Consider the following 25,004-nt stretch of genomic DNA (forward strand, 5'->3'; position numbering starts at 1 on the left):
TATCAAGCAAAAGCGCCGCAGGCGGAACCTGCGGCGCTTTTTCATGCGAAATCTGCTGTGGCTCAGCCCTGGCGGGCTTTGAACCGGCGCTGCGTCTTGTTGATGACGTAGACGCGGCCCTTGCGGCGCACGACGCGGCAATCGCGGTGACGCTGCTTGAGCGAGCGGAGCGAGTTCTTGACCTTCATCTGGCCTCTCCTTCGTCGCGGCGCGGCGATGCGCCTTTGGGTTAACCCCTTGTTACCAAGGGAAGATGGTGGGCGATACTGGGATCGAACCAGTGACCCCTTCGATGTCAACGAAGTGCTCTACCGCTGAGCTAATCGCCCCCTGATTTGCAAAGGCCAAGCCGACACATACATGCCAGCCGCAGCCCCTGCCACGTTGGGTAGGCGGTCTATAAAAGGAGTCGGGATGGTGTTCAAGGGCTTTTGAGGCCACAAAATTCGGGTAATGATAATTCCCATGACCGAGTCCAGCGAATACCGCGCCGCTTACCGGCTGGAAAGGCCCGAAAGCCGGGTCGGATCCGTGATCGTCGCCTCGCCGCATTCGGGGCGCCACTACCCGTGGAGCTTCATCCGGCGGACTGTGCTGGACGAGCGCGCGATCCGGTCGTCCGAGGACGCCTTTGTCGATATGCTGGTGGCCGAGGCCCCCGCTCTTGGCGCGCCGCTGCTGGCCGCCGAATACCCCCGCGCCTTCGTGGATCTGAACCGTTCGAATGACGAGCTCGATCCGGCGGTGATCGAGGGCGTGCGGCGCAGCGCGGTCAATCCGCGGATCAGTTCTGGCCTTGGGGTGATTCCCCGGGTCGTGGCCGGGGGACGGGTGATCTATCGCGGCAAGCTGAGCCGGGAGGAGGCAGAGGAGCGGATCGAGAAGGTCTGGCAACCCTATCACGCCTGCCTTGAAGGATTGGTGCGGGAGTCGCTGGAAGATTGCGGCGAGTCGGTGCTGCTGGATTTTCATTCGATGCCACATGAAGCGCTGGATGCAATGTCGCGCGGCCCCGGACAGGCGCGGCCTGACGTGGTTCTGGGCGACCGGTTCGGCGCATCGGCGGCAGTGGGATTCGTGGATCGGCTGGAGGCGGGCTTTTCTGTCGCCGGGTTGGTGGTCAGCCGCAACAGCCCCTTCGCCGGGGCCTATATCGCGCAGAATTACGGGCGGCCATCGCGCGGGCGACACGCCGTGCAGATCGAGATCGACCGGTCGCTCTACATGAACGAACAATTGATCCGCCCGAATGGCAATTTCCAGAGCGTCAAGAAACTGGTGACCGGGGTGTTGCGGCTGATGATCCGGGGCGAGGATTCCTTGCCGATGGCGGCTGAATAGGGCGGACGCGGTTTCGAAGCCGCGTGCTGGCCCCGGAGGCACCGTCAGCGCAGGGACCGCCCTTTCAGGATCGCGTCACCGCCGAACCTTTTCCGAATCTCGTCCGCCGCGCGCTCGGCCTTGATCCTGGCGGCCTCCTGCGGATCCAGAAGGTTGCCGGACCGGTCGGCCATATCCTCGGGCAGCAGATCCGCCAGACCCACCCCGATCAGCCGGTAGGGCTTGGTATGGGGGGCGTTGTCAAACAGCCCGCGCGCGGCACGGTAGATGCGGTCGGCGATCTGGGTGGGGTCGGTCAGGCTGCGCCGCCGTGTGATCAGCTGGAAGTCCGACCGCTTCAGCTTCAGCACCACCACGCGCCCCGCCAACCGCTTGGCCTTCAGCCGGTCCGACACCTTCTCGGCCAGCCGCCACAGGTGCCCGTCCAGCAGGTCGGGGTCCGAGATGTCTTCGAAGAAGGTCGTCTCGGACGATATGCTTTTCATCGGCGCATCGCGGCTGACGCGCCGCCTGTCCTGCCCACGCGCCAGATGCCACAGCCGGTCCCCCATGGACCCGAAACGCGCCACCAGATCCTCGCGGTCCCACCGGCGCAGATCGGCGAAGGTGCGAATGCCCACCTTGTCGAGAGAGGCCTGACCGGCCTCGCCGATACCCCAGATCATGCGCACCGGTTTCTGTTCCAGAAAATCCATCGTCTCGGCCTGTCCGATCACCGAGAATCCGCGCGGCTTGTCGAGGTCGGAGGCGATCTTGGCGAGGAACTTGTTGTGGGACAGGCCGATCGACCCGGTAATCCCGATCTCGTCCTTCATCCGCTTCACTAGCCGCGCCAGCATCACGGCGGGCGGGCGACCATGCAGCCGCGCGGTACCGGTCAGGTCCATGAACGCCTCATCCAGCGACAGCGGCTCGATGGAGGGGGTCATCTCCTCCATCATCGCGCGGATCTGTTTCGACACGGCGGCATAGACTTCCATCCGGCCCCGGACGACCACCGCCTCGGGGCAGAGCTCCAGCGCCTTGAACATGGGCATGGCCGAGCGCACCCCCTTGATTCGCGCAATATAGCAGGCGGTGGAGACCACGCCCCGCTTGCCGCCGCCAATGATCACGGGCTTGTCGCGCAGCTCGGGATTGTCGCGTTTTTCGACCGAGGCATAGAAGGCGTCGCAATCCATATGCGCGATGGACAGGTCAAAAAGCTCCGGATGCGATACGATCCTTGGCCGCCGGCAGGCGGGGCATCGGGCGCCGGTGTCAAATGGGGTCAGGCAGTCGCGGCAGAGGGAAGGCATGTGTCCGGGCTGTTTGGGTGGGGCGGGTCATGTCCCATGGCCCCAATCTCTGTCAGAGCGCGCCACAAAGCAACCGGAGCCAATCGGGGCTGTCCCGGGCCGCGCCGTCCATGGTGGACATGTTCAGGCCTCTGGCGCTTTCCACCCCATGGCGCGGCTGATCATTCTGGCCGTTTTCAGGATGTCCTGCTCCACCAGGTCGGGCACGGCATCTGTCTGCTTCGTCGCGCTTATTGCCGCTACGATGCCGCCGGACATGTCGTAGATCGGTGCGGCGACGCTGCACAGCCCGGTTTCGAAGCTGCCATTGTGGATGACCGACGGGCTCTTGCAATCTTCCTGCCAGGCGGAAACAGCCTTTTCGATGGCCGCTTTCGGCTGACCATCGAGCAAGCGGCGGAGCTGCGGTTCGGTCTTCTGGGTCAACAGCACCCGTCCCATGGCGGTCAGCGTTGCCGGCAGCCGGCTTCCGACATGGACGAGGGACGACAGCCCGTCGGAGGCCGCCAGCCGAATCAGGTAGAGCACATGTCGCCCGTCCAGAACACCCAGATGCCCGGACCAATCCTGCTCGTCCCGGAACGCTTCGAGCGGTTTTTGTGCGACTTCAAGCAATTCCCGGCTGGCAAGATACCCATAACTGACCCGCAGAACTGCCGGACCAAGCCGGTAGGTTTTGCCGTCCCGAACCGGTAGCAGGAACCCCTCTTGCACAAGCGTGTGTACCGTGCGGAACACCGCCGATCTGGTAATCCCAAGCGATTTTGCCAGTTGCGACATCGTCTGTTCGGGGCGTTGCGGCGAGAAGGTCTGCAACAGGGTCAGCCCACGCACGAGCGCGGGCACGGAATACGGGTCTTCGTCGCTCATGACCTCTCCAAAACGTTTCACCGGTAAAACACAATCTTTCCAACGAAACCCCCAAGCCTAGTCTGTGGTCAAGCAAATTCAAAAGGGAGCATCGTCATGAACATCGCCGCAACCCCTCAGGCCAGCCTTGCAGATCGGATGAAGGCCCATACCGGGCGCTTTGTCGACAAGGCCTTTGACTGGAACGCCTTTCCCTCCAATGCCGGGTTCGATGAACTGGCGCGGGCGCAGATGCGCTATATCGGTGCCGGTGGCTCGCCCAAGGTGGGCGATCCCTCGACCCTGAAAGCGGACAATTTCACGCTCAGCCTGATCTACAAGGAACCCGGCCGCTATGCCGCCTGCCACAGCCACGAGATCGAGGAAAGCTTCCTGATCCTTTCGGGTGCGCTGATTGTCGGCTGGGAAAAGCATGGCGAGGTGGTGGAGGTCAATCTTGGCCCCAAGGACATGATCCTCAACGCCCGCGAAATCGGCCACGGCTTTCGGGTCGACGGGGTCGAGCCGGTGATCATGTCGATCTCGGTCGATGTGGGCAAACCCTTGCCGCCCGTCTACCACTATCACCCCAAGGAGCACCCCGCCGAACTGGCCCGCACTTTCGGCGCGGAACCAGGCAAGACCATGGCCTACGACCCAAACGGTAGCCACGAGATCCAGAAGCTGATGTCGGAATATGTGGTGCGCTACACCGAGTTGCCGACGATCTGGGAAGAGGCGGGCTTTACCCGCAAGGTCTATGTCGGCGACGCACCCGGCGCGGTACAACATGACAGCACCCGCAAGGAAATGTGGGGCCTGCCCATGGGCGCGAAACTGGCCCCCTTCACCCGCACGGTCGAGGATGCCTATCTGTGTATCGAGGGCAGCGTCGAGGTTGTCTGGGTCGAGGAGGACGGCACGGAAGCCAGCGTCGAGCTTGGCCCCCGTGACCTGATCAAGACGCCCGCCGGGCAGGCCCATTACCTGCGCAATCCGGGCGTCGGCCCGGCGACGGTCTGGACCGTTATCGGAACCTCCGGCGACGATGGCGCCGTTTACCGCAAGGGGTGAGGATCATGAGCACGCAAGGCAACGCTGAACGCCCCGACGCCTTCAAGGCGATGATGGCCGCCGCGCGCGCCGCGGGCCGCCCGGAACTGGCCAACCAGGGCCGGGGCCGTCCGCTCAGCCAGGCCGAGGATGATCTGGCCGAGGCGCTGATGGCGATCTATGGCGAAGGCATCACCGGGCAAGCCGCGCTGGCCGAGGCGCTGACCGTCCGCGCCGTCATCCGGCCTTCCAGCGGCAAACCCGACTGGACGCCAGACACACTTGCGGCCGAGTTGCAGGCAATCAACGCCGATCTGGACGCGGCCTATCTCGAAAACGGTTTCGGAGCCTGAACGGAGGACATCATGGCAGTATCAGCAGAGATGAGGGCCCGGATCGAGGCCCGCGTGAACGAAGGCGTCCGCGATCAATGGTATCCGGTCGCCAAATCGGTGGAGATCCGTGGGGACCGCCCCTTCGGCGTCGTGGCGCTTGGGCAAAAACTGGTTATGTGGCGCCGGTCGGACGGGCAGGTTCAGTGCATCGAGGATTTCTGCCCCCACAGGGGGGCGCCGCTCAGCTATGGCGAGATCCACGGGGAACATATCGGCTGCCGGTATCACGGCGTCGTGGTCGATGGAACCGGCACCGTGCAGCAGGTGCCCGCCATGCCCGATTGCCCGATGGAGGGGCGCAAGGCCCTGCGCTCGTACCACGTGGCTGAACATAGCGACGCGGTTTTCGTGTTCATGTCTTCCGACGAGGCGACAGAACCGCCCGAATTGCCGCTGTCCCCTGAGCTGACCGACCCGGATTGGGCAGGGTTTCTATGTACGGCGATCTGGGACGTGAACTATCGCTACGCGCTCGACAACCTCGCCGATCCGATGCACGGCTGCTATCTGCATGCGGAAAGTTTCACCCTGGCCTTCGGGTCCAAGCAGGACCTGCTGGAACTGGACAACCGCGAGGGCGGCTTCCGCGTGGCGCGTGTGGGTCAGACCGGCGAGAATTTCGATTGGGTCGAATTCGAAACCCCTGAAGGCGGCATGTATTGTCACCTCGACATTCCCTATCCCGCCTCGGCGGGACCGGGCGGCAACATGCGGATCGTTGGTTACGTCCTGCCCATGGGGCCGCAGCGCTGCAAGGTGTTCTTCTGGCGGATGCGCAAGGTGCAGGGGTTCGAGCGTGACAGCTGGCGTTTCCTGTTCCGCGCGCGGTTGGAGGAACGGCATTGGAACGTTCTGGAACAGGACCGGGTGATGCTGGAAGGCATGCCCGACGACGCCCGACGGCGCGAGATGCTGTATCAGCATGACATCGGCCTTGCGCATCTGCGCCGCGCCCTGAACCGCCTGGCCCGCGCTCAGATCGAGGCTGAGGATGCCGCCGCCGACGGCGTGGCCGCGCAATGAGTCTGGCGGGACGGCGCATTCTGGTAACCGGCGCGGCACGCGGGCTTGGCGCGGTAATCGCGCGCTATCTGGCAGAGGCGGGCGCGACGTTGATCCTTGCCGATATCCTGGAGGAGGAAGGCCGCGCCGTGGCGGATGAGCTCTCAGCCAGCTTCCACCCCCTCGACCTGCGCGATCCGTCCAGCGTCGCGGCTCTTGGCACGGCGCTGGACGGGCCGCTGCACGGGTTGTTCAACAACGGGGCGATTGCCACCGGCATCGGGGGCATCGGCTTCGAGGATGTCGATATCGAGACATGGGACCGGGTGATGGAGGTCAATGTACGCGGCACATGGCTGATGACCCGCGCCGCAGCCTCCGCCCTGCGCGCCTCGGGGTCCGGGCGGATCGTCAATGTGGCCTCTGATACCGCGCTGTGGGGCGCACCCAACCTGATGACCTACGTGGCCTCGAAGGGCGCGGTGATCTCGATGACGCGGGCACTGGCGCGGGAACTGGGGACAGACGGGATCGGCGTGACCGCCATTGCGCCAGGCATCCTGACCACTGAAAGCACCGAATACGTGCCCAAGGCACGCCATGATCAATATGGCGCGGGCCGCGCCGTGCCCGGACCGCAGCCGCCCGAGGATGTCGCGGGAATCGTGGCCTTTCTACTCAGCGAAGCGGCCTTGACGCTGACCGGGCAGGTGCTGCCGGTCAACCGGGGCTTCGTGTTCACATGACCGGGGCGGACCTTCTGACCGAGCTTAAGAAACCGTGGCGGCATGGCGAACATGTCGATGCCCGCAGACTCGTTCTGGACACGCCTTTGGTGCTTGATGGTCTTGACCTGCGGGGCTTCGACTTGTCGGGTGCTGTGCTGAACGGCGGTCTCAGCGCGCGGGGCGCACGGTTTCATGGCCTGTCATGGCTGCGGCAAGCGACGGTGCGGGGACAATGCGATTTCAGCGGCGCGAGTTTTCGCACCGACCTGCGTGCCGACGGGCTGACCGCAAGCGATGTGATCCTTGACGCAACCGTGGTGCAGGGTGTGCTGTCCCTTGCCGGTGCCCGACTTGGCACCCTGTCGATGCGGGACTCGCTGATGATGGCCAATGTGACGCTTGAGGGCGCCGACATCGGAGGGCGGGTCGATATGCAGGGAACCGAGATACTCGGGGGATTCTGGACCGCCGGGGCAGGGATTGGCACCCTGAACCACCATGAGGCGGAGATATCGGGGCGGCTGCGCTTGCCGGGCTAGGCGGTCTCAGCTTTCGAAGCGGCCAGCCTCGGTCAAATCCTCAAGCTTGCGATAGAACCCGTCCACCTTTCCCTGCGCCGTCGCCCGCATCTCCGCATGGCGTTCGGCGGTACCGCCTGCGGTTTCTTGCGCGCCCGCCTCTCCCACGGCGCGAGAGACATCCTGCACGAAGGCGCAGACCGGAAACCGCGCCTGTCCGAACGCCGTCAGCGCCGTTTCAAGCGTGTCATGGGCAGAGAGTGCATCGGCCAGAACCACGGCATCCTGCATGGCCATCGCGCCCCCTTGCCCCATGAAGGGGGTCGAGGCGTGTGCCGCATCGCCGATCAGCTGAACCCGCCCCTTGTGCCATGGCAAGGGCAGGACGATTTCCTCGACCTTGGTGAAGAGCAGCTCGGACTTTGCGTCCAATTCCGCGAGGAAGGGCGCTGCAGGGTCGCAGAACTCGGCGAAGCGCTCGGCCATCAGCCGGGGCCAATCGGCCGGCGCGTAGTGGCTGTCTTCCGGTTCGGCCACGGTTCCGAACGTATAAAGCAGATCATCGCTGATCGGCATGATGCCGAAGCGCTTGGCGGGGCCCATCATCATGATCTTGTCGGTCAGCTCCGCCGGTCTGCGATGCACGGACCGCCAGACCCCGACCCCGGTATATCGCGGGGCAATCTCGATACTCACCATCGCCCGTACCGACGAGCGCAGCCCGTCGGCACCAATCACCAGATCGAAGCGTTCCGCGCTGTCATCCGACAGCGTGGCCGTGATGCCCTCGGCCCCCTCTTTCAGCGCCTTCACCGTGGTGCCCAGGTGTATCGGCACGCCCAGGCCGTTCACCCGTGCCGCCATGACACGGTGCATCTCGGCCCGCTTGATCCCGAGGATCGCGGGGATCTCGCCCCCATCCGCAGCAGGGTAGAACGTGTCCACGATCGGCTGGCCGAGATGGTCGAAATAGGCGTTGCGCCCCTCGGGCACAGCGAAACCCGCCGCCAGGATATCCTCAAGCAGGCCAAGCCTGCGCAGGCTGACAAGGCCGTTGGCATAGACGAAGATGCCCGAGCTCTGAAACCGCCAGGCATCCTGTTTTTCGACGATTCGGACCCGGTGACCTGCTTGCGTCAACGCGATGGCCGCGCAGCACCCGGCGATGCCTCCGCCGACGATCAGGATATTGAGGGGAGTGTTCTGCATGGGTCTAGGCCTGATGTGTGGGTAGGAGGGACGTGTCGCGGAGCGCGATCATGCGCAGGGCAAGCTGCTGCATCATGGCAGCCTTCCGGTTGGCAAAGGTTGGATCGGCCCAGAGGTTCGACAACTCGTGCGGATCCGCGTCCAGATCAAACAATTCGCCCAGTTCCGAGCCTTCGAAAACGGTCATCCGCCAGCCGTCATGAACCAGCGTCCGGCTTGCGGTGCGCCCGTCGTCACTGGCAAAGGCAAGGCCGGAATCCTCGATCAGCACAGGCAGGTTTTCCGCATCTTCTGCCAGCAGGTCACGCCCCTGCATGCCAACGGGAGATTTCAGTCCGGCGCTTTGCAGCAAGGTCGGCGCGAAGTCGATGGCACTGCCCTGCACCGTCGATACACCCGCCTCGCGTCGTGGATCGGCCCAGATCAGCGGCACGCGGATCAGCCCGTGACTGTGCAGCCCATGTTTGAGCACCGTACCATGGTCCCCCATGTAGTCGCCGTGATCGGACATGAAGATGACAATGGTATTCGCCGCCTTGCCGCTTTGCGCCAGCGTATCCAGGATCCGGCCGACCCAGTCGTCGATCATGGTAATCGCACCATAGTTGAGCGCGATCATTCGGCGTGTGGTCTCGGCGTCGCAGTGGAACGGCCAATAGGCATCGGGCTTTTCGGCCCCGATTTCGTAGACCCGCTGGATATGGTCCGGCAGGTCGGTGCGGGCGGCGGTTCGATGGCCGAAGCTTTCGGGCAGGGGGATATCGGCCGGGTCATACATGTCGAAATAGCGGCCCGGTGGCGTGAACGGGTGATGCGGGTCGGGGAAGGATGCCACCAGAAGGAAGGGATCATCGCCTTGATCCTGCAGGAAGGTGCAGGTCTCCTCGCCCACAAAGGCCGTGGGATACAGCGCCTCGGGTACTGCCGTGCGCCACAGCTGCGGCGTGTCATTGGCGTCCGTGCCAAGCGCCGCCTTGCGTCCGCGCGGATCGGGCGCGCCGTTCAGACGGTCGCGCAGCCAGCCGGTGTAATGCCCCTCCACCTGGTCGCCATGGCCGATGCACAGCCGCAGATGGTCGAAGCCGTAATAGGGGGCTGGCACCTCTCGGTCCGGGTTGTCGATCCAGCCTGTGCGAGTCTCGTGCTCGTAGTCGGCCCCGCGACGTTGGCTTCTGCGTGCCAGATCGAAGGGGGCGTGTGGTGCAGCACCATTTCCCGCAGCCGCGGGCATGCGCGCGGGCACTGGGGATACGTTCTGGAAATGCGCTTTGCCAACCAGCCCCGTTTGATAGCCTGCCGCGCGCAGCACGTCTGCGTAGGTCGTGCAGTCCAGTCCGAGGGGAATGCCGTTCTGACGGCAGCCGTTGACAGAGGTCAGTTGCCCCGTCGCAAGTGCGGCGCGGTTTGGCTGGCAGATCGGGTTGGCGACATAGAACCGGTCGAACCGAGTCCCCCGCGCGGCCAGCGCGTCGATATTGGGTGTCCGCACGATGCTGTTGCCGTAGCAGCCGAGGTGATCGGCACGCTGTTGATCGGTCATGATCACAAGGACGTTCGGGCGGCTCATCGGAACATCAGGTCGACCGGGTAGGTTACCAACTCCGGAATGAAGAAGATCAGCAGGATCGCCAGCAGATCCAGCAGGATGAAGGGCACCGCCGCGCGGTAGATGTCGCCCATGGTCGTGCCCTTGGGGGCCACCGCCTTCATCACGAACAATGCCGCCCCGAATGGTGGCGAGGTCGCCCCGGTTTCGATCGCGACAAGGAACAGGGCAGCGAACCAGATCAGGTCCATCTGGAACTGCTGCACGACGGGCACGAAGATCGGCAGCGTGATCAGCATGATCGGCAGCGGTCCCATGAACATCCCCATGAACACCACCAGCATGATCATCATGAAGACAATCGCGTGATTCGAAATGTCGAGGCTCAGAACCGCATCGACCATTCCGTAGGTGGCCCCGGTGAAGGCCATCAACTGCGAGAATGTGACCGCGCCCGAGACGATCAGCAGCACCATGACCGAGATATTGGCACTGGAAAAAATCGTCTCTCCGAACACTTTCGGAGTTAGCCGGCGGCGCAGCGCGGCAAGCAGCAGCGTCCCGAATGCGCCGGTCGCGGCGGCTTCACTGGGCGTCGCGATGCCCAGGAAGATGACGCCGACGACCGAAAAGACGATCAGCGACAGCGGCACGATGTTGATGCCGGTTGCCAGCAGTTTTTCGCCCAGGCTGACTTTCGGGACATCGAAAGTGGGGGCCAGATGCGGCTGCAGGTGACAGCGGCCCAGAATGTAGAGGACATAGAGCAGCGCCATCACGAATCCCGGCACGATGATGCCGATCAGGATGCGACCGATGGAGATATCGCCGATCACGCCCAACACAACCGCCAGCGAAGAGGGCGGGATCATGATCGCGAGGCCGGAAGACCCGAGGATGGGACCAAGCGACATCGACTTGGCATAGCCGCGCTTTTCCATCTCGGGCGTCAGGGAAGACCCCAACAACGCGATGGAGCCCATGGAATTGCCCGTCAGGGTCGAAAACAGAACACCGCCGCCAACGGCCATCAGCGCGAGGCGACCGCGCACCTTGCCGAACCATTTGTCCAGCGTGTCCATCAATTCAATAGCGATCCCGGACCGGAACATCGCCTCGCCCATGATCATGAACAGGGCAATCGGGATCAGGGTGAAACTGGTCACGGAACCGACGGTGTTGAGAATCAGCTGCTCGATCCCCGAAAAGCCGCCCATCAGGATGTAGGACCCGACCAGATTGACGGCGAGAAAGGAAAAGGCGACCGGCAATCCCATCAGCATCAATATGAACAGCGGGATCAGGATAATGCTGAGCGTGACATACCATTCCATCGCTCAGACAAGCTCCCCTCGAAGGGTGCGGACGAGCTGATCGAGAAATTGCACGGCCATCAGGCCCATTCCGATGGGTAGGGCAGCGGTGATCCACCAGCTTTGCGGCCGCATCACGGTCACTTGCCGGACGCCCAGTTCGAACTGTTCGATCACGACGCTGACACCGACGACGGCCAGAACCGCGCAAAGCACGAAGCCGATGGTCGCGTTGACCAGTTGCAACGCCACGCGCGGTCGCCCGGCCAGGCTGGCATAGACCAGATCCATGACCACATGCAGGTTCCTTTGCAGAAGATAGGGAGCGCCGAGAAAGGTGATGAACAGCAGCGAGTATTCGCTGGCCTCGATCACCCAGAGCTGCGACCCGGCCCCCAGCCAGCGCATGGTGACCTCGAAGCAGATGATTGATGCGATCATGAACAGCAGACATGCCCCGATCACGGCACAAATCAGGTTCAGGGCGCTGAAGACTCGCCGTAGCTGGGTGAGGGTCCGATCCACCTGAGACCTTCCGTTTTGCCGCTGGCGGAGCCGGTAAGCCGCCTCCGCCGAATTGCGTGTTTCGTCAGGCTATCAGCGATCCAGCATCCCGCGAAGCTCGGCGGCGATTTCGGCACCGGCATTTTCGGCTGTCATCGCCCATGCCGCGTCCATGGCCATCGCTTCGTAGCGGGCGGCTTCGTCTTCGGGCAGCATGAGATGGTTGAATCCGGCAGCCTCTTGGGCGGCGCGCTCGGTCGCGATGTCGTCGGCCCAGATATTGTCCATCCGGGGCGCGAAATCTTCACGCAGGAATGTGACGAAGCGCTCCTGAAGATCTGGCGACATTTCGTTGAAAAGGTCCATGTTCATCAGCACCGGGAAACCGGCACGGTAGACACCGGGCTGGATGACCGTCGAAACCAGACCCTCGAACTGTGCCGCCTGACCGAGCGGGCCTTGCATGAACCCGTCGATGGTGCCGCGTTCCAGCGCTGTGTAGATCTCCTGCATGGGCAGAACGATCGGCTCTGCGCCAAGGGCCTGAACCAGAGGCAGAAGCGTCGGGAAGACACGGATGCGCTGACCTTCCAGATCCGCGAGGCTGGTGACTTCTTCGCCCATGTAGATCTGGAAATTCAGTTGCGTGGCCGGGATCTCGCCGATGAAGGCAAGGCCCTGTTCGGCGTGAAGCTCGGTCATCCGCTCATGGTAGTCGGTGGCCGCGATTTCTTCGTAGTTCAGGAAGGACAGGTTCATCGTGCCCGATGTCGGCACAAGGCCCTGGTAGTAGCTGGGGCTGGTATAGGTCATCCCCATGGCACCGTTACGCACGCCTTCGGCCTGCCCGAATGGCGGCATGACCTCGGGGCCACCCCGCCAGGTGATCTCGATCTCGCCTGCGAAGCGTTCGTTCACTTCCTCCACGAATTGCGCGAAGGGTTGGGTGATGTAGACGGCCCGAGGGGCGAGTGTCACGGCGTTGATCTGGACCGGATCGGCGATAGCCGGAGCGGCAATGGCAAGACTCGCCGCAACCAAAGCGGTGCTAAACACGTGTTTCATGGGAACTCCCGTTGTGATTGGTATCATTGAGCGGCGTGGTCCAGGCATTGTACCCATAGACCCAATCCGCATTGCCGGCTTTCTTGAGCCAGTCATTGGCAAGCGAGCTTTCCTGGACCCGCGCAGTGCGGGGCTTGCGTTCCGTCTCATACCGCGCGAGCGCGGCGTCGATATCGTCGGGGTCACTGTCCAGCGCGCGGGCCAGAACCACCGCATCCTCGATGGCCATGCAGGCCCCCTGTGCCATGAAGGGCACCATCGGATGCGCGGCATCCCCCAGAAGCGTCGCGCGCCCCTTGGCCCATTGCGGCATCGGATCTCGCACATGCAGCGCAGAGCGGGTGACCTCATCCAGCGCATCCAGCAATTTGCGGGCGTCTTCGTGGAAATTGGCATAGGCGCGGCGCAGCTCTTCCACATCGCCGGGCAATGTCCAGCCTTCTTCGGACCATTCTTCCTGTGGCAAGGTGGCAAAGACGAAGATGTCCCGGCCCTGGGTGAGGGGGAAGGTCACAATCTGCTTTTCCGGCATCTCGCCCCACCACTTGGTGAAGGCATCTGCATCGCGAAGCCCGGCAGCCTTGTCGCGCGGAAATGTCCCGCGATAGGACACCATGCCGGTATAGCGTGGGTGATCTTCGCCCCAAAGCGCCGTGCGCACGACCGAATGAATGCCGTCTGCGCCGATCACCAGATCGAAAGCCGCGTTGGTGCCATCGACAAAGCCCAGTTCTGCCTTGCTTTCATCGAGGCGCAGGGAAACGGCCTCGCGGCCAAGCTGGAATCTGTCATCGGGCAATTGCGCCCGCAGGGCGTCCAGCAGGTCGGCCCGGTGGATCGTCAGTTGCGGGGCGCCGTATTTTTCCTCGGCCGCCGCGCTCATTGGCAGGCGCGAGGTTTCCTCGCCGCTAATGCCATCGCGGCTGATGCGAAAGCTGGGGCGGGCGGCGCTATCGCGCAGGTAGGGGCCAACGCCCAGTTTATCCAATGCGAAGACAGCGTTTGGCGTCAGGTTGATATCTGCCCCGACCCGGTTGATCGCCCGTGCCTTTTCGAACACCTGAACATCGTGCCCTGCGCGGTCAAGCGCGATGGCTGCGCACAGGCCACCGATTCCGCCACCACATATGCCGATCGAAAGTGTCACCCGCGCCCCTTTGCTATTGCCAATTGTTCTATATTGAACTACATGTTCAAAGATAGGTTATGTGGCCCCGTGCGGTCAATAGTTTTCCGTTGGGCGGGTCCTTGCGCCGACAGCCCGCTTTGCCTGAAGGACAGGATTATTCTCATGGGTGACACAGCTTCCCAGACCCCCTATTCCGTTCCCCCGGTAGAGCGGGCCCTGAAACTTCTGCACTACATCGGTGCAGGAAATCGGGCACGCAATCTGTCGACGGTATCGCGTGATCTCGGAATCAACCGCACGACCCTGATCCGCCTGATCCATACCCTTGCGGATCATCGCATGATCGAGGAACTCGGCGATGGTGGCGGCTATCGTCTGGGGGCGGGGCTGGTCAGTCTCGGGGCGCAGGCCATTCAGGGGCGGGACATGGTCCAGGTCTGCCAGCCTATCCTGAGAGATCTGTGTCGCGACACCGGCATGTCTGCCCATTTGGGCGTGCTTGACGGGCGCGACATCATCTATCTGGGACGCGAGGCCCCCAACTCGCATCTCGTCAGCAACGTGCGCACCGGGTCGCGGCTGTCGGCCCATGCGTCGTCCATCGGGCGTGCCATTCTTGCGGAGCATTCCGACACGCAATTGCGGCAGATCTTTTCGGGCGACCTGCCCGAGCCTGCAACCGACAAGACACCGCAGACGATCGAGGCGATCATTCGTCAGGCCCACCATGACAAGGCCGAAGGTTTCGCCTGGAGCGAGGGGAATTTCGAGGCAGGCATCGGGTCCTGCGCCGCGGCGATCTTCGATCATACCGGGCAGGTGGTGGGGGGCATCAACGTTTCCGGCCCCGAAGCGCGGTTCTCTGCCGGTGGAACGGGACGCGACTCCGCCCTGATCGATGCGGTCACCTCTGCGGCGCGCAGGGCCTCCGCTGCCTTGGGCTATACCGCACCAAGGGGAGAAACCTGACCGGCGGAGCGCCTGAAGGCTCCTGTCGCAAGTCAGATCGGCGCCCGACATTTCGTGGCGCGATGCTGGTGCAAGGCGCGAGGTGGCGGGCGAGAGGCGGAACCGTCGCGCGTGCCGGGCAAAACCCTGAGAGGACGTCGCTAAGGCCATCTGGCCCATGGGTGCGGCTGGCCTGACATATCCTCGTAAATCGACTTCTGCCGTTGATAGGCCCGCAGGCCCGCGCGGCCTTTTTCGCGGCCCATGCCGCTGTCACCATCGCCGCCGAAGGGCGTCGAGATCGAGAATTGCTTGTAGGTGTTGATCCAAACCGTGCCCGCCCGGATGGCGCGGGCGACTCGCTGGCAGCGGCGGTGATCGGTCGACCAGATACCGCACGCCAGGCCGTAGTCATTGTCGTTGCCCTGCGCGATCACGTCAGCCTCGTCCTCGAAGGGCATCACCACCAGCACCGGACCGAAAATCTCTTCACGGCATGTCCGTGCGGTGTTGTCGAGCCCGCCGATGATGGTTGGCAGGTAATAAGCACCGTCTTGCTGCGCCGCAGCCTCGGGCCGCGCGCCACCGCACAGGATGTCTCCGCCGTCATCGCGCGCCATGGCCACATAGCGCTCCACGCTCTCGCGATGGTCGAGATGAACCAGCGACGACACCTGCGTGGCCGCGTCAAAGGGATGGCCGACAACCAATGCCTGCGCAGCGGCGACCAGTCGCTCGGTGAACGTGTCGAAGATGCTGCGCTGCACGAACAGGCGCGATCCGGCGATGCAGCTTTGGCCGGAAGACGAGAAGATGCCGAACAGGATTCCCGCGATGGCAAGATCGATGTCGCAATCCTCGAACACGATGGTCGGCGACTTGCCCCCGAGTTCCAGCGAAACGGGCATCAGCTTTTCCGCCGCCGCATGGGCCAATCTGCGCCCCGTCGCGGTGCCCCCGGTGAACGAAACCTTGGCGATATCGCTATGTTCCACCAGCAGATTGCCAACCTCGCGCCCGGATCCGGGCAGGACGGACAACAGCCCCTGGGGCAGGCCCGCCTCTTCGGCGATCTGTGCAAGTTCAAGGCTGACCAATGGCGACCAACTGGCCGGTTTCAGCAGCACCGCATTGCCCGCTGCAAGGGCAGGGGCGATTTTCTGGGCGTCGGATGCAATGGGGGAATTCCATGGCGTGATCGCCGCGACCAGCCCAAGCGGCTCGTGGACCGAGGCGGTGATGTAATCGCCGCGTGGCACGGTCAGCAGGTCGTCCGAGGTTTCCGCAACGGCCGCGAAATAGCGGAAGGTCGCCGCCGCCGAGGCCGCAAGCGCGCGGGTTTCCGTCAGCGTCTTGGAGGTGTCCCGGCTCTGCACCCAGGCGATCCGCTCTATACTGGCGGCGATCCGCTCCGAGATGCGGTACAGTACCGTCGCGCGTTCGTGCGGTTTCAGCGCCCCCCAGGATGGTTGCGCGTCCCGCGCGCGGGCGATGGCGAGTTCCACATCCTGCGCCGACGCGCCGTTAATCACGGTGTTCACGCACCCCTCTGCGGCGAAATGCGAGGTGATCGGTGCGCCGCGCCCCGTTTGCCAGATGCCGCCGACAAAGATCCGGTTGTCGCGAAATGTCTGCTCCATGGTGCCCTCAGATGGCGATCGCGGCACGCCGATTCATGACGGCACGTGCGATGCTGTAAACTGTGGATCGAGAGGTCTTGGGGTTGTCGGGCGACGGCTTTCCGACCAGTTGCATGGAAAACTCCATGGCCTGCGACGCCACGCTGAAGGCATGGGTGTTTTCCGTTGTGCCGGGGTCCGCGACAAGGCGCACCTCGGTCCTGTCCATTCCCAGCCCGGCCATCGCAAGGGTTGCAGCGACATTGGCGTTCTTGGGAAAGCGCCGCGCTGCTTCTCGCGCAGTCCCCTCGAAGAACGTCAGGGGGGTTGTCAACGTGGCAAGGTCGGTCACCTCCTCGGCAGGAGTTCCGGCCCATGCGGAGGGCGGCTTCGTGCCGGTGTAGCGAACCGACGTCAGCCCCGACAGCCGCGCCGCGCCGAGTGCATCTATCCCGCCAATAGCACCGGCAGGCACGACACATTGCGCGCCGGAAGCGCGGGCGGCTGCCTCAAGTTCGCGGGCCAGATCGGCATCCGCCAATGCGCCGACAGAGGCAAGGATCAGGTCCGTGCCGCTTTCCAGCACCGTCGCACCATAATGCGCCACCGCGCGATGACCGGCACATTCCACGACCACATCGGGGCCTGTCGCCAGCAGCGCCGCCAGGTCCGATGTCACCGAGGTGTCTGCCCCCGGCATCGCGCGAAGCTCTGCCTCGCGCCCGGGACGTACAAGGACGGTTACCTTCTCGGGGGCACTGGTCTGCGCGCCCAGAATATCAATCAGGTCTCGGGCTATCGCGCCAAACCCGATGATCACCACATGCCCAAGGCTCATGTCTTGCCACCCGCAGCCCCTGCGGGCGGTCCTGCGAAGGATTCCGCGAAGGGGCCAATGGCGACCATGTCGACTTCGACGACCGCGGGACCTTCCCGGCCAAGGGTCGCGTCCAGGGCCTGGGGAAAGTCCTCGATCCGGTCAATGCGGACATGCGGCATGTCGATGGACTGGCACAGCACACGGAAATCGGGCGTCTTGAGCTTGGAATAATGCCGCCGCCCGTCATATTGCGCGTCCTGGATGTTTTCGATCACGCCGTAGGCCGCGTCGTTCATCAGCACGAACGTGATCGGCAGATCCGCGTCGACCGCTGTGATCAGCTCGGCAATACCGAGTTGTGCACCACCATCGCCTATCAGCGCGATGGTGCGCGACTCTGATCCTGCCGCGGCCCCAATGGCCATGGCAATCCCTTGCCCGATGCCGCCCCCGAGGGCGTGGACACCCAGATGCGGCGCAGCGATGTGCACATATCGGTTTCCGAAGGTGGAGTTCGAGATCGTCACATCGCGCACCCAGGGATGCCCCCCTTGCGGCACCACCGACAAAAGGTGATCGGCCACAACCTGGTAAGGGCCAAGGCGCCCGCGCAGCGCACCTTCCGATTTCGCGCGGGCAACGGCGATGTCGTAATGCAACTGCGGATCGGTCCCAAGCGTGTCCGGCAACCGATCCAGCAAGCCGCGCAGCGTTACCGCAGCATCACCGCACAGGAACCCGTCCACCGGGTAATTGCGCCCGCCCTGCGTCGGCTCCACGTCGATCTGGAACAGCGGGCGCGGCAGCGGCATCTTGTTGTTGCGTGTCTCGTTGCCCCGAAGCCGCGAGCCGACCACGATCATCAGGTCGCAGCTTTGATAGATCGCTTCCGCCTCGGGTGTCATGTTGAAGGCCCCGAGCGTGCCCTTGTGGCTTTCGGGAACAACGGCGCGCCCCTGGGTGGAGCTGACAGCGCCGAAGCCGCGTTCGACAAGCTCCAGCGCCTCAGCTCCGGCCCCGCGTGCCCCGCCGCCTAGCCAGATCATCGGCCGTTTCGCAGCCTTCACCCGCTCAGCCAGCAGATCGAGAGAGGTCTCCTCCACCGGTGGCAGGGCCGGGCGCGGCGGGGTCAGGGGCAGCCCGGAAACGGCGGGAATGCGCTGTACATCGACCGGAATTTCAAGGCTGACCGGCCCGGTTGGCGGCGTCATCGCCGCGCGGATCGCTGCCGACAGGGTGCCCAGGACGCCGGTTTCGTCCCAGATGCGGAACACGGCCTTGGACACCCCGCGCAACATCTCTGGCTGCTTGGGCACATCGTGAATCGCGGCGCGATCCCGGTCCATGTAGGGCCGGTCGATCTGAGTGGTCAGATGCAGCACCCGGCTGCCGGCCGTCAGCGCCTCGGCCTGTGCGCCCGCTGCATTGCCCGCCGCCGTCCCGGTCGAGGTCAGCGCCACGCCCAACTGCCCAGAGACCCGGGAAAAGGCGTCGGCCATATTCATCGCCCCCGCCTCGCCACGCGCCGGAATGAAGCGGATACGCCCCTGTTCTGCCACCGCGTCGAGGATTGGCATATTATGGATCGAAATGACGCCGAACATGGTCGTTACGCCCGCATCGGCAAGCGCTTGGGCAATCTGGTGGCCAACGGTCTGGGTCATGGGGCTTGGATCTTTCGTCAGGAATCAGGCAAAGCGCGACACGCCGCCCGAGATTTCAAGCTTGGCGCCGGTGATGTAGCTGGCGGCGGGTGAGGCGAGGAAGGCGATGGCGCGCGCGGGTTCCTGAGGTTGACCAAGACGGCCAAGCGGGATGGCATTCGCGCTTGCCAGTGCCGCGAACCACTCTTCCCGGCTTTGGCCCTTGTCCTCGCGCGCCTCGAAGCGGCGCTGCCACTGGGCGCTGTCCACCAGCCCCAACAGGATCGAATTGACGCGGATCTGCGGTGCCAGTTCCGTCGCCAGCGATTTCAGGAGGTTCTGAACGCCGGCACGTGCTGCCGAGGTGCAGACCATATGCGGCTCTGGCTGGAGGGCCAGAAGCGAATTCACCGCGACGATCGCGCCGCTGCCGCTTTGGCGCAGCATCGATTCAAAAGCGCGGATCGGGTGAAGCTGGCTGAAGAACTTCAGCTCCAACTCTTCGCGCCAGTCTGCGTCGCCGGTATCGGCATAGGTCGAGACGCGCCCCTGGCCCGCATTCGTGACAAGCGCGTCGCAGCCTCCGAAGGCCTGCCGGACCTCATCGGCGAAGCCCGAGACCGCGGCTGCATCCAGCACCGAGACCGCGCGACCCAGAACCCGATCCGGCCCAAAGTCACGGGACAGGTCCGCCACCACGGAGTCCAGACGGTCTGCCCCGCGGGCACAAAGCGCCACCCGCGCACCGTCCTCCAGAAAGACACGCACCGATGCCAGCCCGATCCCGGATGTTCCGCCAGTAACCACGATCGAGCGGTCTTTGAGCCCCAGGTCCATCGCTCAGCCTTCCTTCGGAAAGCCTGGATCGGGCCGCCCGGCCATGACCGCACGCTGTGCCGGTGTCGGCGGGCCCGCTGTCATCCACTGGTCCATCGCCTCGGGGTCGGTGCGCGACCAGACCTTTGGTTCATGCGTTTCTTCGTCGATCTGCTGCACTTCGGAGGTGAACTCGATCACGAAGCCCGAGGGAGAAACGAAATAGGCAAACGGGTTGTTGCCCGGCCCGTGCCGCCCCGGCCCCCAGCTTGGCACCTGCCCCATCTGTTTCATCCGGCCGATGCCGCGCATGAAGCTGTCGATGCCGGGCATCTCGAAGGCGACGTGATTGATCGAGGGATACTGTGCGCGAACCAGCGCAATGGCGTGGTGGTCGCTGCCGATCCGCAGGAACACCATCTGGTCCGCGGAATAGTCGCTGGTGCGAAAGCCCAGCATCTCCTCGTACCAGTTCTGCATCCCGTCCATGTCGGGCGTGTTCAGAACCACATGGCTGATCTTGCGCGGATAGGCATGAACATCGTCGGCCTCGCGCAGCGCAATGTCGGAGGTGATGCGCAGACGGCGATTGTCGGGGTCGGCCACCTCGAATCCGTAGCCGCCGAAGGGCCCGTCGAACTCACCCGGTGCGCCGCGCAGATCCGCGCCCTTTTCCTCCAGTTGCCGGTAGAGCCTGTCGACACCATCGCGGTCCGGCATGCCGAAATGGATGTATTCGATACCGTAGGTCGTGTCGTCCTTGAGACCATAGATGAAGGGCTGCTCGCCGGTTCCGCGCAGATAGGTGATCCCATCCTCTTCATGGGCCACGTGCAGACCCCATTGGTCCGTATAGAATGGTGCCGTCGCCGTTATTCCGGGTGCGCGCATCACGATGCCGCGCAGCTGGTGCAATCTGAGGTCTTCGGTCATCTCAAGTTCCCTCGGGCTTGCTGGCGGTTGCAAGACCCATATGTTCCAACAGCGCCGAACAGAACGCGCCGGGCCGCTGAAGGTAGACCGCATGGCCCGCCTGGTCGATTTCGGTTATGGTTGGGCGGATGCCCTGTGCCGCTTCCCAGGCCTGTGCCGCTGCGCGTGTCTGCGCAATCGGCGTCACCCGGTCCTGCATGCCGACAATGAATCCTGGGCGTGCGGCGACCCGGGCAAGATCGCCGGGCAGATCGCCAGAGGCCAGCATCCTGACCGCCTGTGCATAGCCGTCCGGGTTCACTTGCGCCATTGCGGCCTCGACCCGCGCCACGATGTCGGGATGCAGGGCAGGTTCATGCACCAGATTGCCCGCGCGGGCATGGGCAAAGACCGCCGGACCCAGGCGTGCCAGCTCGGTCAGCCGGTTGCCCACCCCTTCGGGCAGCACCCCGCCGCGAGGCACACCGTAGCCCTTGGCGGCAGCGGCCAGCGTCAGGCTGAGCAGCCGCTTAGGGAAACGACGCGCAAAGGCTGTCGCAATCAGAGTGCCGAGCGAGTGCCCGACAATATGCACCTGCCCAAGGTCAAGCCCGTCCAGCATCTGAGCCAGCCTGTCCGCGTAGTTGCGCGCCAATGGCCAGTCCATGGCCAACGGGGCAGAGCCTGAATAGCCCGGAGCATTCCATGCAATCAGGCTGAACCTTGGCGGCAGAAGCTCGAAAATCGGTGCGAAGGAGGTGGCGTTCGACCCGATCCCGTGCAGGAACACGACCACAGGTCCGGGTCCGGGACGCGCAATATAGGTGATGTCTGCGGAAACCCCGGGCGTTGGCCCGGAATTCGCGGCAGCATTCACGCTTCCTGTGTTGGCTTCTAGCATCGTTCCCGTCGCCTGGTGGTATCAATAGTTCAATAATGAACAACATGTTCAAACCAGAGTGCAGCGTAGGCCCCTACATGTCAAGGCTCCGCACAAGAATCAGCGCGTGAGTCGATTGCGCGTGGCAAAACCCGGATGCTGCGGTCAAACATCCCGGAGGGCACGACGGATCATTCCATGGCTCGTCGAATTAAGGGGCTGTGCTATCGGTTCTTACCTCGACCGCCTTCCGCGATCCGACAAGGGGGCTATGCGATCCGGCGAGGTGTCGTTCCGGTTCAACTCGCTCGCAGCCTCAAGAGGCGGACTTGATCGGTTGCCGATTTTCCAAAGGAATCGGGGAATACCGGCCTCGGCTTCCCAACAGTTTCGGAGAGCCGACCAAATAACCAGTGGTTTAGCGAGAAAAATGGTGCCGATGAAGGGACTCGAACCCCCGACCCACGCATTACGAATGCGTTGCTCTACCAGCTGAGCTACATCGGCACGCGGGCTGGCTCTTAGCAAGCCTGCCCGCGCTTGAACAGTCCTAATTTGCGGCTGTACGCGCCGGTTCGGAGGTTTCCGCGTCGTTGGAAACTTCGCCCATATCGGGCAATACATGACCGGGGGCATGCGGGTCGTTTTCTTCTGCCATGTCTTCCGTGACCTCGGCGGGGGTTTCTTCGACCGGGGCGGCATCGACAACCTCCGGTTCCGGGTCTTCGATTTCGGGATCGTCCCGGCGGTCTTCCAGCGCGCCCACGATCAGAGGCAGCATCTGGGCGGTCCCGGCGAAGGCCGACTCGCTTTGCGGAGCCTCGGCCCATGCCAGCGTGTCGAAGCTGTCGCAATGTTCGCAGACCGGCTGCCAGGTGGCGTGGACATGGCCGCAATTCTCGCAGGTCCATTGCGGGCCGCGAGAGGCGGTGACCGCCTTGGCGAGCCAGCCGCGCACCACGCGATCCTCGCTGCCTTCCCCGCGTTCGATGGCGGCCATGATGGTCAGGGAGCGGGCCGTGGGGGCGGTTTCTGGCAGGTCGCCAAGGGCCTTGCGGGCGGCGGCGTAATCCTCTGCCGCGATGTGCAGTTCCGCCTCCAGCAGTTTGACCTCCGGATCGGCGGGGTGCTTTGCCAGCAGGACGCGGAAGCGCTTGATGCGCGCGGCGGGGGTTTCTTCCGGCTCGATGCTGGCGAAGGCGGCGGCCAGGTCGGGATGCGGGGAGGCATCCCAGGCCTTGCGGATCACGCGGGTGGCGATCTTGGGCTTGCCGTCCTGGATTGCCATGCGTGCGGCCATGACGGCGGCGGGCACCAGATCGGGGGACAGGCGATTGGCCTCGGTGGCCTCCTTGCTGGCGGTGTCGATCTTGCCCTCGGCCAGTGCGTCGCGGGCATCGGCAAGGGCCAGCACCGCGTCTCGGCGTTTATGAACGTCGCGGGGCAGGGCACCGGATTTGAGCTTGGCGGCAAGGGTCTTGCGTGCCCCGGCCCAGTCTTCATGCCCGGCCTGAAGGGTCAGCAGCGTGTCCTGAACTTCGTGATGCTGAGGGCGCAGGGCAAAGGCTTTCTCGGCCAGTTTCAGCGCCGTATCGGTGTCACCGGCATCCAGCTTTTGCTTCATCAGTCCGCGAATGCCCACGAAACGGGTCGTGTCATCGGCCAGCAGCCGCTTGTAAGTCTCGGTTGCCTTGGCGGTATCGCCCGCCATCTCGGCGGCTTGGGCCACAAGCAGGTTGGTCAGTTCGGGCCGTTTCAGGTAGCCTTCGGCGCGTTCGGCCTTGCGAATGGCCAACCGTCCCTCGCCGGATGCCAGCGCCAGCATCCCTTCGGACAGGGCCTGATAGCCCTTCCGCTCGGCGCGGCGATTGAAATAGCGGGAAATGGCGGTCTCATCGCCGTTGAGGAAGCGGATGGTGGCGACAAGAAGACCAAGCAGCTTGAGCGCCACATAGACCAGCAGCAAGAGCAGCACAGCGGCAATGACCCCCGACAGAGGGGTCAATGCGAATTCGCGGCCTGCCACGGTGATCAGCAGCATGGACTCGGTTTCCAGCAGGTAACCGACGCCGAAGGCTGCCGCGACCACGACGGTCAGGAAGATGATGATTTTCAGGACGGACCAGAGAAGCATATCGGTCCCCCTCAATTCGCGGCATCAAGCGCGGCGGCGAAGCTGTCCATCGCCTCCATCGCGTCGAGGCGCATCTGGGCGGACGCCATCCAGTCCGCCATGACCGCTTGTGCGTCGGCGGGCAGGGTTTCCAGTTCGGCGACGGTGCCGGACAGGTCCCCGGCGCGCAAAGCCGCCTCGGCGCGGGACAGGACCGCATCGGCGCCGTCACCTTCCTGTGGTTCCAGCGACCGGCCCCCGACCTGGCTTTGCAGGAAGGCGGTGACGCGGTTCATGGCGCCCTCACCTGCGGTTTCGCGAATGGCAATGGGCAGCGCGGCGCGGGCGGCGGCGGGGAAGCTGGATTGAAGTTCCTCCATCGTGGGAACGCCGGTTTCGGCGGCGGCGGTCAGCGCCTCTGGCATGTCCACGCCAGCCCCGTCCGCGACATCGGCCAGCGCCCCGGCAAAGGGTGCTCCGGTAGCGACCGCAATGCGCAACTGGCCAAGGGCGGCCTGCGCGGTGGCGCTGCCCACGCGGGCTTCGGCGCGGGCTTCGGCGGCGGCGATGCGGTCCTCGGCGGCGGTGGCGGCGGCGGCGAGTTGTTCTGCCATGGCGGCATTCGCGGCCTGCTGCTCGGCAAGGCTCGCCGATTGTTCCTGCAACGCGGCCTGAAGCTGTGCCACGGCGGCGGCCACGGCAGCGGAATTGTCCGCGCCCTCGCCCCCTTCGCCAAGCGGCAGGGTTTCGAGATAGGCGATCCGGTCGGTCAGGCCGCTGATCTGGCTGCCCGTCGCGTCAATCCTTGTGCCAAGCGCGGCGATCTGTTCGGAAAGCGGACCAAGGTCGACGGCTTCAGGCGCGGGCGGGATGGCCTCGATCTGCCCTTCCAACGCGGACGCGCGGGTGGTCAGGGTCGAAAGCGCCTCGGCCTGTTCATCGAGCGAAGTTTGTATTGCGGCCAGCGCCGTTTCGGTCGCGCCCGTGTCCTGGGTGGTTGGGGCAAACCCCATGAAGGCCGCGCCATAACCCAACCCGGCAGCCACGACACCGCCCAGAACCAGCGGCACGAAGCCGGGTCCGCGACGCGGTTCGGCTGCGGATGGCTGCGGGGCGGGTTCCGTAACGGAAGGCTCTTCGACGGGGGCGGGCTCCTCCACGATCTCGGCATCCGTCACCGTTTCATCGGTGTCGGGTGCGGCCTCTGCCAGTGCGGCGTCGTCCTGGGTCTCGTCGGTCTCCTGGGGGGTCGTGTTCGGGTCGGCCACCGTCTATTTCCTTCAATTTATTCAATACGCGCCAC

24 protein-coding genes and 2 tRNA genes are annotated in these 25,004 nt (G+C 64.1%); 7 read left to right on the forward strand and 19 right to left on the reverse strand.

The window, feature by feature from the left end:
• Positions 1 to 62: 62 nt before the first annotated feature.
• Positions 63 to 188, reverse strand: coding sequence for a type B 50S ribosomal protein L36 (gene ykgO / locus ACOOEX_RS00620; protein WP_012177066.1), 126 nt, complete (start codon positions 186 to 188; stop codon positions 63 to 65).
• 66 nt (positions 189 to 254) lie between these two features.
• Positions 255 to 329: transfer RNA gene (locus ACOOEX_RS00625), tRNA-Val, on the reverse strand.
• A gap of 136 nt (positions 330 to 465) precedes the next feature.
• On the opposite strand from ACOOEX_RS00625, the gene ACOOEX_RS00630 reads away from it, so the two are divergent.
• Complete coding sequence (locus ACOOEX_RS00630; RefSeq protein WP_420396662.1) at positions 466 to 1,341, forward strand: N-formylglutamate amidohydrolase; 876 nt, start codon at positions 466 to 468, stop codon at positions 1,339 to 1,341.
• A gap of 44 nt (positions 1,342 to 1,385) precedes the next feature.
• Here the strand turns inward: ACOOEX_RS00630 and ACOOEX_RS00635 are convergent, their stop codons facing one another.
• The gene (locus ACOOEX_RS00635) at positions 1,386 to 2,639 is read right to left on the reverse strand and encodes a DNA polymerase IV (RefSeq protein WP_420396663.1); all 1,254 of its coding nucleotides are present in this window, start codon (positions 2,637 to 2,639) and stop codon (positions 1,386 to 1,388) included.
• Positions 2,640 to 2,762: 123 nt separating this feature from the next.
• Positions 2,763 to 3,509 (reverse strand): IclR family transcriptional regulator, encoded by a 747-nt coding sequence (locus ACOOEX_RS00640; RefSeq protein WP_420396664.1) that lies wholly within the window; start codon positions 3,507 to 3,509, stop codon positions 2,763 to 2,765.
• 96 nt (positions 3,510 to 3,605) lie between these two features.
• Between ACOOEX_RS00640 and ACOOEX_RS00645 the strand changes: the two genes are divergently transcribed.
• Genes ACOOEX_RS00645 through ACOOEX_RS00665 form a run of 5 tightly spaced genes read left to right on the forward strand, consistent with a single transcriptional unit; the run spans position 3,606 to position 7,205 of the window.
• Positions 3,606 to 4,562 (forward strand): hypothetical protein, encoded by a 957-nt coding sequence (locus ACOOEX_RS00645; RefSeq protein WP_420396665.1) that lies wholly within the window; start codon positions 3,606 to 3,608, stop codon positions 4,560 to 4,562.
• A gap of 5 nt (positions 4,563 to 4,567) precedes the next feature.
• Positions 4,568 to 4,894: a recombinase-like helix-turn-helix domain-containing protein gene (locus ACOOEX_RS00650; protein WP_420396666.1), complete on the forward strand. Its 327-nt coding sequence runs from the start codon at positions 4,568 to 4,570 to the stop codon at positions 4,892 to 4,894.
• 12 nt (positions 4,895 to 4,906) lie between these two features.
• Positions 4,907 to 5,959 (forward strand): Rieske 2Fe-2S domain-containing protein, encoded by a 1,053-nt coding sequence (locus tag ACOOEX_RS00655; protein ID WP_420396667.1) that lies wholly within the window; start codon positions 4,907 to 4,909, stop codon positions 5,957 to 5,959.
• Positions 5,956 to 6,684, forward strand: coding sequence for an SDR family oxidoreductase (locus ACOOEX_RS00660; protein ID WP_420396668.1), 729 nt, complete (start codon positions 5,956 to 5,958; stop codon positions 6,682 to 6,684). Before ACOOEX_RS00655 ends, ACOOEX_RS00660 begins: the two co-directional genes overlap by 4 nt.
• Entirely contained in the window at positions 6,681 to 7,205 is a 525-nt protein-coding gene (locus ACOOEX_RS00665; protein ID WP_420396669.1) for a pentapeptide repeat-containing protein, read from the forward strand. The genes ACOOEX_RS00660 and ACOOEX_RS00665 overlap by 4 nt, the downstream gene beginning before the upstream one ends.
• 6 nt (positions 7,206 to 7,211) lie before the next feature.
• Here ACOOEX_RS00665 and ACOOEX_RS00670 read toward each other — a convergent pair whose 3' ends face one another.
• The 6 genes from ACOOEX_RS00670 to ACOOEX_RS00695 all read right to left on the reverse strand — a co-directional run bounded on the left by ACOOEX_RS00670 (position 7,212) and on the right by ACOOEX_RS00695 (position 13,968).
• The gene (locus ACOOEX_RS00670) at positions 7,212 to 8,393 is read right to left on the reverse strand and encodes an FAD-dependent oxidoreductase (protein WP_420396670.1); all 1,182 of its coding nucleotides are present in this window, start codon (positions 8,391 to 8,393) and stop codon (positions 7,212 to 7,214) included.
• 4 nt (positions 8,394 to 8,397) lie between these two features.
• Entirely contained in the window at positions 8,398 to 9,960 is a 1,563-nt protein-coding gene (locus tag ACOOEX_RS00675; protein ID WP_420396671.1) for a sulfatase, read from the reverse strand.
• Complete coding sequence (locus ACOOEX_RS00680; protein ID WP_420396672.1) at positions 9,957 to 11,273, reverse strand: TRAP transporter large permease; 1,317 nt, start codon at positions 11,271 to 11,273, stop codon at positions 9,957 to 9,959. The genes ACOOEX_RS00675 and ACOOEX_RS00680 overlap by 4 nt, the downstream gene beginning before the upstream one ends.
• 3 nt (positions 11,274 to 11,276) lie before the next feature.
• A complete protein-coding gene (locus ACOOEX_RS00685; RefSeq protein WP_420396673.1) occupies positions 11,277 to 11,693 on the reverse strand; it encodes a TRAP transporter small permease in 417 nt (138 codons plus the stop codon).
• Positions 11,694 to 11,849: 156 nt separating this feature from the next.
• A complete protein-coding gene (dctP, locus tag ACOOEX_RS00690) occupies positions 11,850 to 12,821 on the reverse strand; it encodes a TRAP transporter substrate-binding protein DctP (RefSeq protein ID WP_420396674.1) in 972 nt (323 codons plus the stop codon).
• A complete protein-coding gene (locus tag ACOOEX_RS00695; protein WP_420396675.1) occupies positions 12,805 to 13,968 on the reverse strand; it encodes an FAD-dependent monooxygenase in 1,164 nt (387 codons plus the stop codon). The genes dctP and ACOOEX_RS00695 overlap by 17 nt, the downstream gene beginning before the upstream one ends.
• Before the next feature lie 144 nt (positions 13,969 to 14,112).
• Here ACOOEX_RS00695 and ACOOEX_RS00700 point away from each other — a divergent pair, with 144 nt between their 5' ends.
• Entirely contained in the window at positions 14,113 to 14,919 is an 807-nt protein-coding gene (locus tag ACOOEX_RS00700; RefSeq protein WP_420396676.1) for an IclR family transcriptional regulator, read from the forward strand.
• A 140-nt stretch (positions 14,920 to 15,059) separates the two neighbouring features.
• Here the strand turns inward: ACOOEX_RS00700 and ACOOEX_RS00705 are convergent, their stop codons facing one another.
• The 9 genes from ACOOEX_RS00705 to ACOOEX_RS00745 all read right to left on the reverse strand — a co-directional run bounded on the left by ACOOEX_RS00705 (position 15,060) and on the right by ACOOEX_RS00745 (position 24,969).
• Positions 15,060 to 16,538 carry an aldehyde dehydrogenase gene (locus ACOOEX_RS00705; RefSeq protein ID WP_420396677.1) on the reverse strand — a complete coding sequence of 493 codons (1,479 nt, stop codon included), beginning with the start codon at positions 16,536 to 16,538 and terminating at the stop codon, positions 15,060 to 15,062.
• A gap of 7 nt (positions 16,539 to 16,545) precedes the next feature.
• On the reverse strand, positions 16,546 to 17,355 hold the full coding sequence (locus ACOOEX_RS00710) for an aspartate dehydrogenase (protein WP_420396678.1): 810 nt from the start codon (positions 17,353 to 17,355) through the stop codon (positions 16,546 to 16,548).
• Positions 17,352 to 19,001, reverse strand: a complete 1,650-nt coding sequence (locus ACOOEX_RS00715) for a thiamine pyrophosphate-binding protein (RefSeq protein WP_420396679.1) — start codon at positions 18,999 to 19,001, stop codon at positions 17,352 to 17,354. The genes ACOOEX_RS00710 and ACOOEX_RS00715 overlap by 4 nt, the downstream gene beginning before the upstream one ends.
• A gap of 24 nt (positions 19,002 to 19,025) precedes the next feature.
• A complete protein-coding gene (locus ACOOEX_RS00720) occupies positions 19,026 to 19,817 on the reverse strand; it encodes an SDR family oxidoreductase (RefSeq protein ID WP_420396680.1) in 792 nt (263 codons plus the stop codon).
• Positions 19,818 to 19,820: 3 nt separating this feature from the next.
• Positions 19,821 to 20,729 (reverse strand): VOC family protein, encoded by a 909-nt coding sequence (locus ACOOEX_RS00725; protein ID WP_420396681.1) that lies wholly within the window; start codon positions 20,727 to 20,729, stop codon positions 19,821 to 19,823.
• Position 20,730: 1 nt separating this feature from the next.
• Entirely contained in the window at positions 20,731 to 21,609 is an 879-nt protein-coding gene (locus tag ACOOEX_RS00730) for an alpha/beta fold hydrolase (protein ID WP_420396682.1), read from the reverse strand.
• A gap of 410 nt (positions 21,610 to 22,019) precedes the next feature.
• Positions 22,020 to 22,095, reverse strand: a tRNA-Thr gene (locus tag ACOOEX_RS00735).
• A gap of 43 nt (positions 22,096 to 22,138) precedes the next feature.
• Positions 22,139 to 23,722: a heme biosynthesis protein HemY gene (locus tag ACOOEX_RS00740; protein ID WP_420396683.1), complete on the reverse strand. Its 1,584-nt coding sequence runs from the start codon at positions 23,720 to 23,722 to the stop codon at positions 22,139 to 22,141.
• 11 nt (positions 23,723 to 23,733) lie between these two features.
• Entirely contained in the window at positions 23,734 to 24,969 is a 1,236-nt protein-coding gene (locus tag ACOOEX_RS00745; protein ID WP_420396684.1) for a COG4223 family protein, read from the reverse strand.
• Positions 24,970 to 25,004 lie beyond the last annotated feature (35 nt).

This window comes from Nioella sp., assembly GCF_965215655.1.
In the GTDB taxonomy this organism is placed as follows: domain Bacteria; phylum Pseudomonadota; class Alphaproteobacteria; order Rhodobacterales; family Rhodobacteraceae; genus Nioella.

Bases quoted from the DNA above. Each gene is read 5' to 3' on its own strand.
- ykgO (WP_012177066.1), bottom strand. From the start codon at position 188: ATGAAGGTCAAGAACTCGCTCCGCTCGCTCAAGCAGCGTCACCGCGAT.
- ACOOEX_RS00630 (WP_420396662.1), top strand. From the start codon at position 466: ATGACCGAGTCCAGCGAATACCGCGCCGCTTACCGGCTGGAAAGGCCC.
- ACOOEX_RS00635 (WP_420396663.1), bottom strand. From the start codon at position 2,639: ATGCCTTCCCTCTGCCGCGACTGCCTGACCCCATTTGACACCGGCGCC.
- ACOOEX_RS00640 (WP_420396664.1), bottom strand. From the start codon at position 3,509: ATGAGCGACGAAGACCCGTATTCCGTGCCCGCGCTCGTGCGTGGGCTG.
- ACOOEX_RS00645 (WP_420396665.1), top strand. From the start codon at position 3,606: ATGAACATCGCCGCAACCCCTCAGGCCAGCCTTGCAGATCGGATGAAG.
- ACOOEX_RS00650 (WP_420396666.1), top strand. From the start codon at position 4,568: ATGAGCACGCAAGGCAACGCTGAACGCCCCGACGCCTTCAAGGCGATG.
- ACOOEX_RS00655 (WP_420396667.1), top strand. From the start codon at position 4,907: ATGGCAGTATCAGCAGAGATGAGGGCCCGGATCGAGGCCCGCGTGAAC.
- ACOOEX_RS00660 (WP_420396668.1), top strand. From the start codon at position 5,956: ATGAGTCTGGCGGGACGGCGCATTCTGGTAACCGGCGCGGCACGCGGG.
- ACOOEX_RS00665 (WP_420396669.1), top strand. From the start codon at position 6,681: ATGACCGGGGCGGACCTTCTGACCGAGCTTAAGAAACCGTGGCGGCAT.
- ACOOEX_RS00670 (WP_420396670.1), bottom strand. From the start codon at position 8,393: ATGCAGAACACTCCCCTCAATATCCTGATCGTCGGCGGAGGCATCGCC.
- ACOOEX_RS00675 (WP_420396671.1), bottom strand. From the start codon at position 9,960: ATGAGCCGCCCGAACGTCCTTGTGATCATGACCGATCAACAGCGTGCC.
- ACOOEX_RS00680 (WP_420396672.1), bottom strand. From the start codon at position 11,273: ATGGAATGGTATGTCACGCTCAGCATTATCCTGATCCCGCTGTTCATA.
- ACOOEX_RS00685 (WP_420396673.1), bottom strand. From the start codon at position 11,693: ATGATCGCATCAATCATCTGCTTCGAGGTCACCATGCGCTGGCTGGGG.
- dctP (WP_420396674.1), bottom strand. From the start codon at position 12,821: ATGAAACACGTGTTTAGCACCGCTTTGGTTGCGGCGAGTCTTGCCATT.
- ACOOEX_RS00700 (WP_420396676.1), top strand. From the start codon at position 14,113: ATGGGTGACACAGCTTCCCAGACCCCCTATTCCGTTCCCCCGGTAGAG.
- ACOOEX_RS00705 (WP_420396677.1), bottom strand. From the start codon at position 16,538: ATGGAGCAGACATTTCGCGACAACCGGATCTTTGTCGGCGGCATCTGG.
- ACOOEX_RS00710 (WP_420396678.1), bottom strand. From the start codon at position 17,355: ATGAGCCTTGGGCATGTGGTGATCATCGGGTTTGGCGCGATAGCCCGA.
- ACOOEX_RS00715 (WP_420396679.1), bottom strand. From the start codon at position 19,001: ATGACCCAGACCGTTGGCCACCAGATTGCCCAAGCGCTTGCCGATGCG.
- ACOOEX_RS00720 (WP_420396680.1), bottom strand. From the start codon at position 19,817: ATGGACCTGGGGCTCAAAGACCGCTCGATCGTGGTTACTGGCGGAACA.
- ACOOEX_RS00725 (WP_420396681.1), bottom strand. From the start codon at position 20,729: ATGACCGAAGACCTCAGATTGCACCAGCTGCGCGGCATCGTGATGCGC.
- ACOOEX_RS00730 (WP_420396682.1), bottom strand. From the start codon at position 21,609: ATGCTAGAAGCCAACACAGGAAGCGTGAATGCTGCCGCGAATTCCGGG.
- ACOOEX_RS00740 (WP_420396683.1), bottom strand. From the start codon at position 23,722: ATGCTTCTCTGGTCCGTCCTGAAAATCATCATCTTCCTGACCGTCGTG.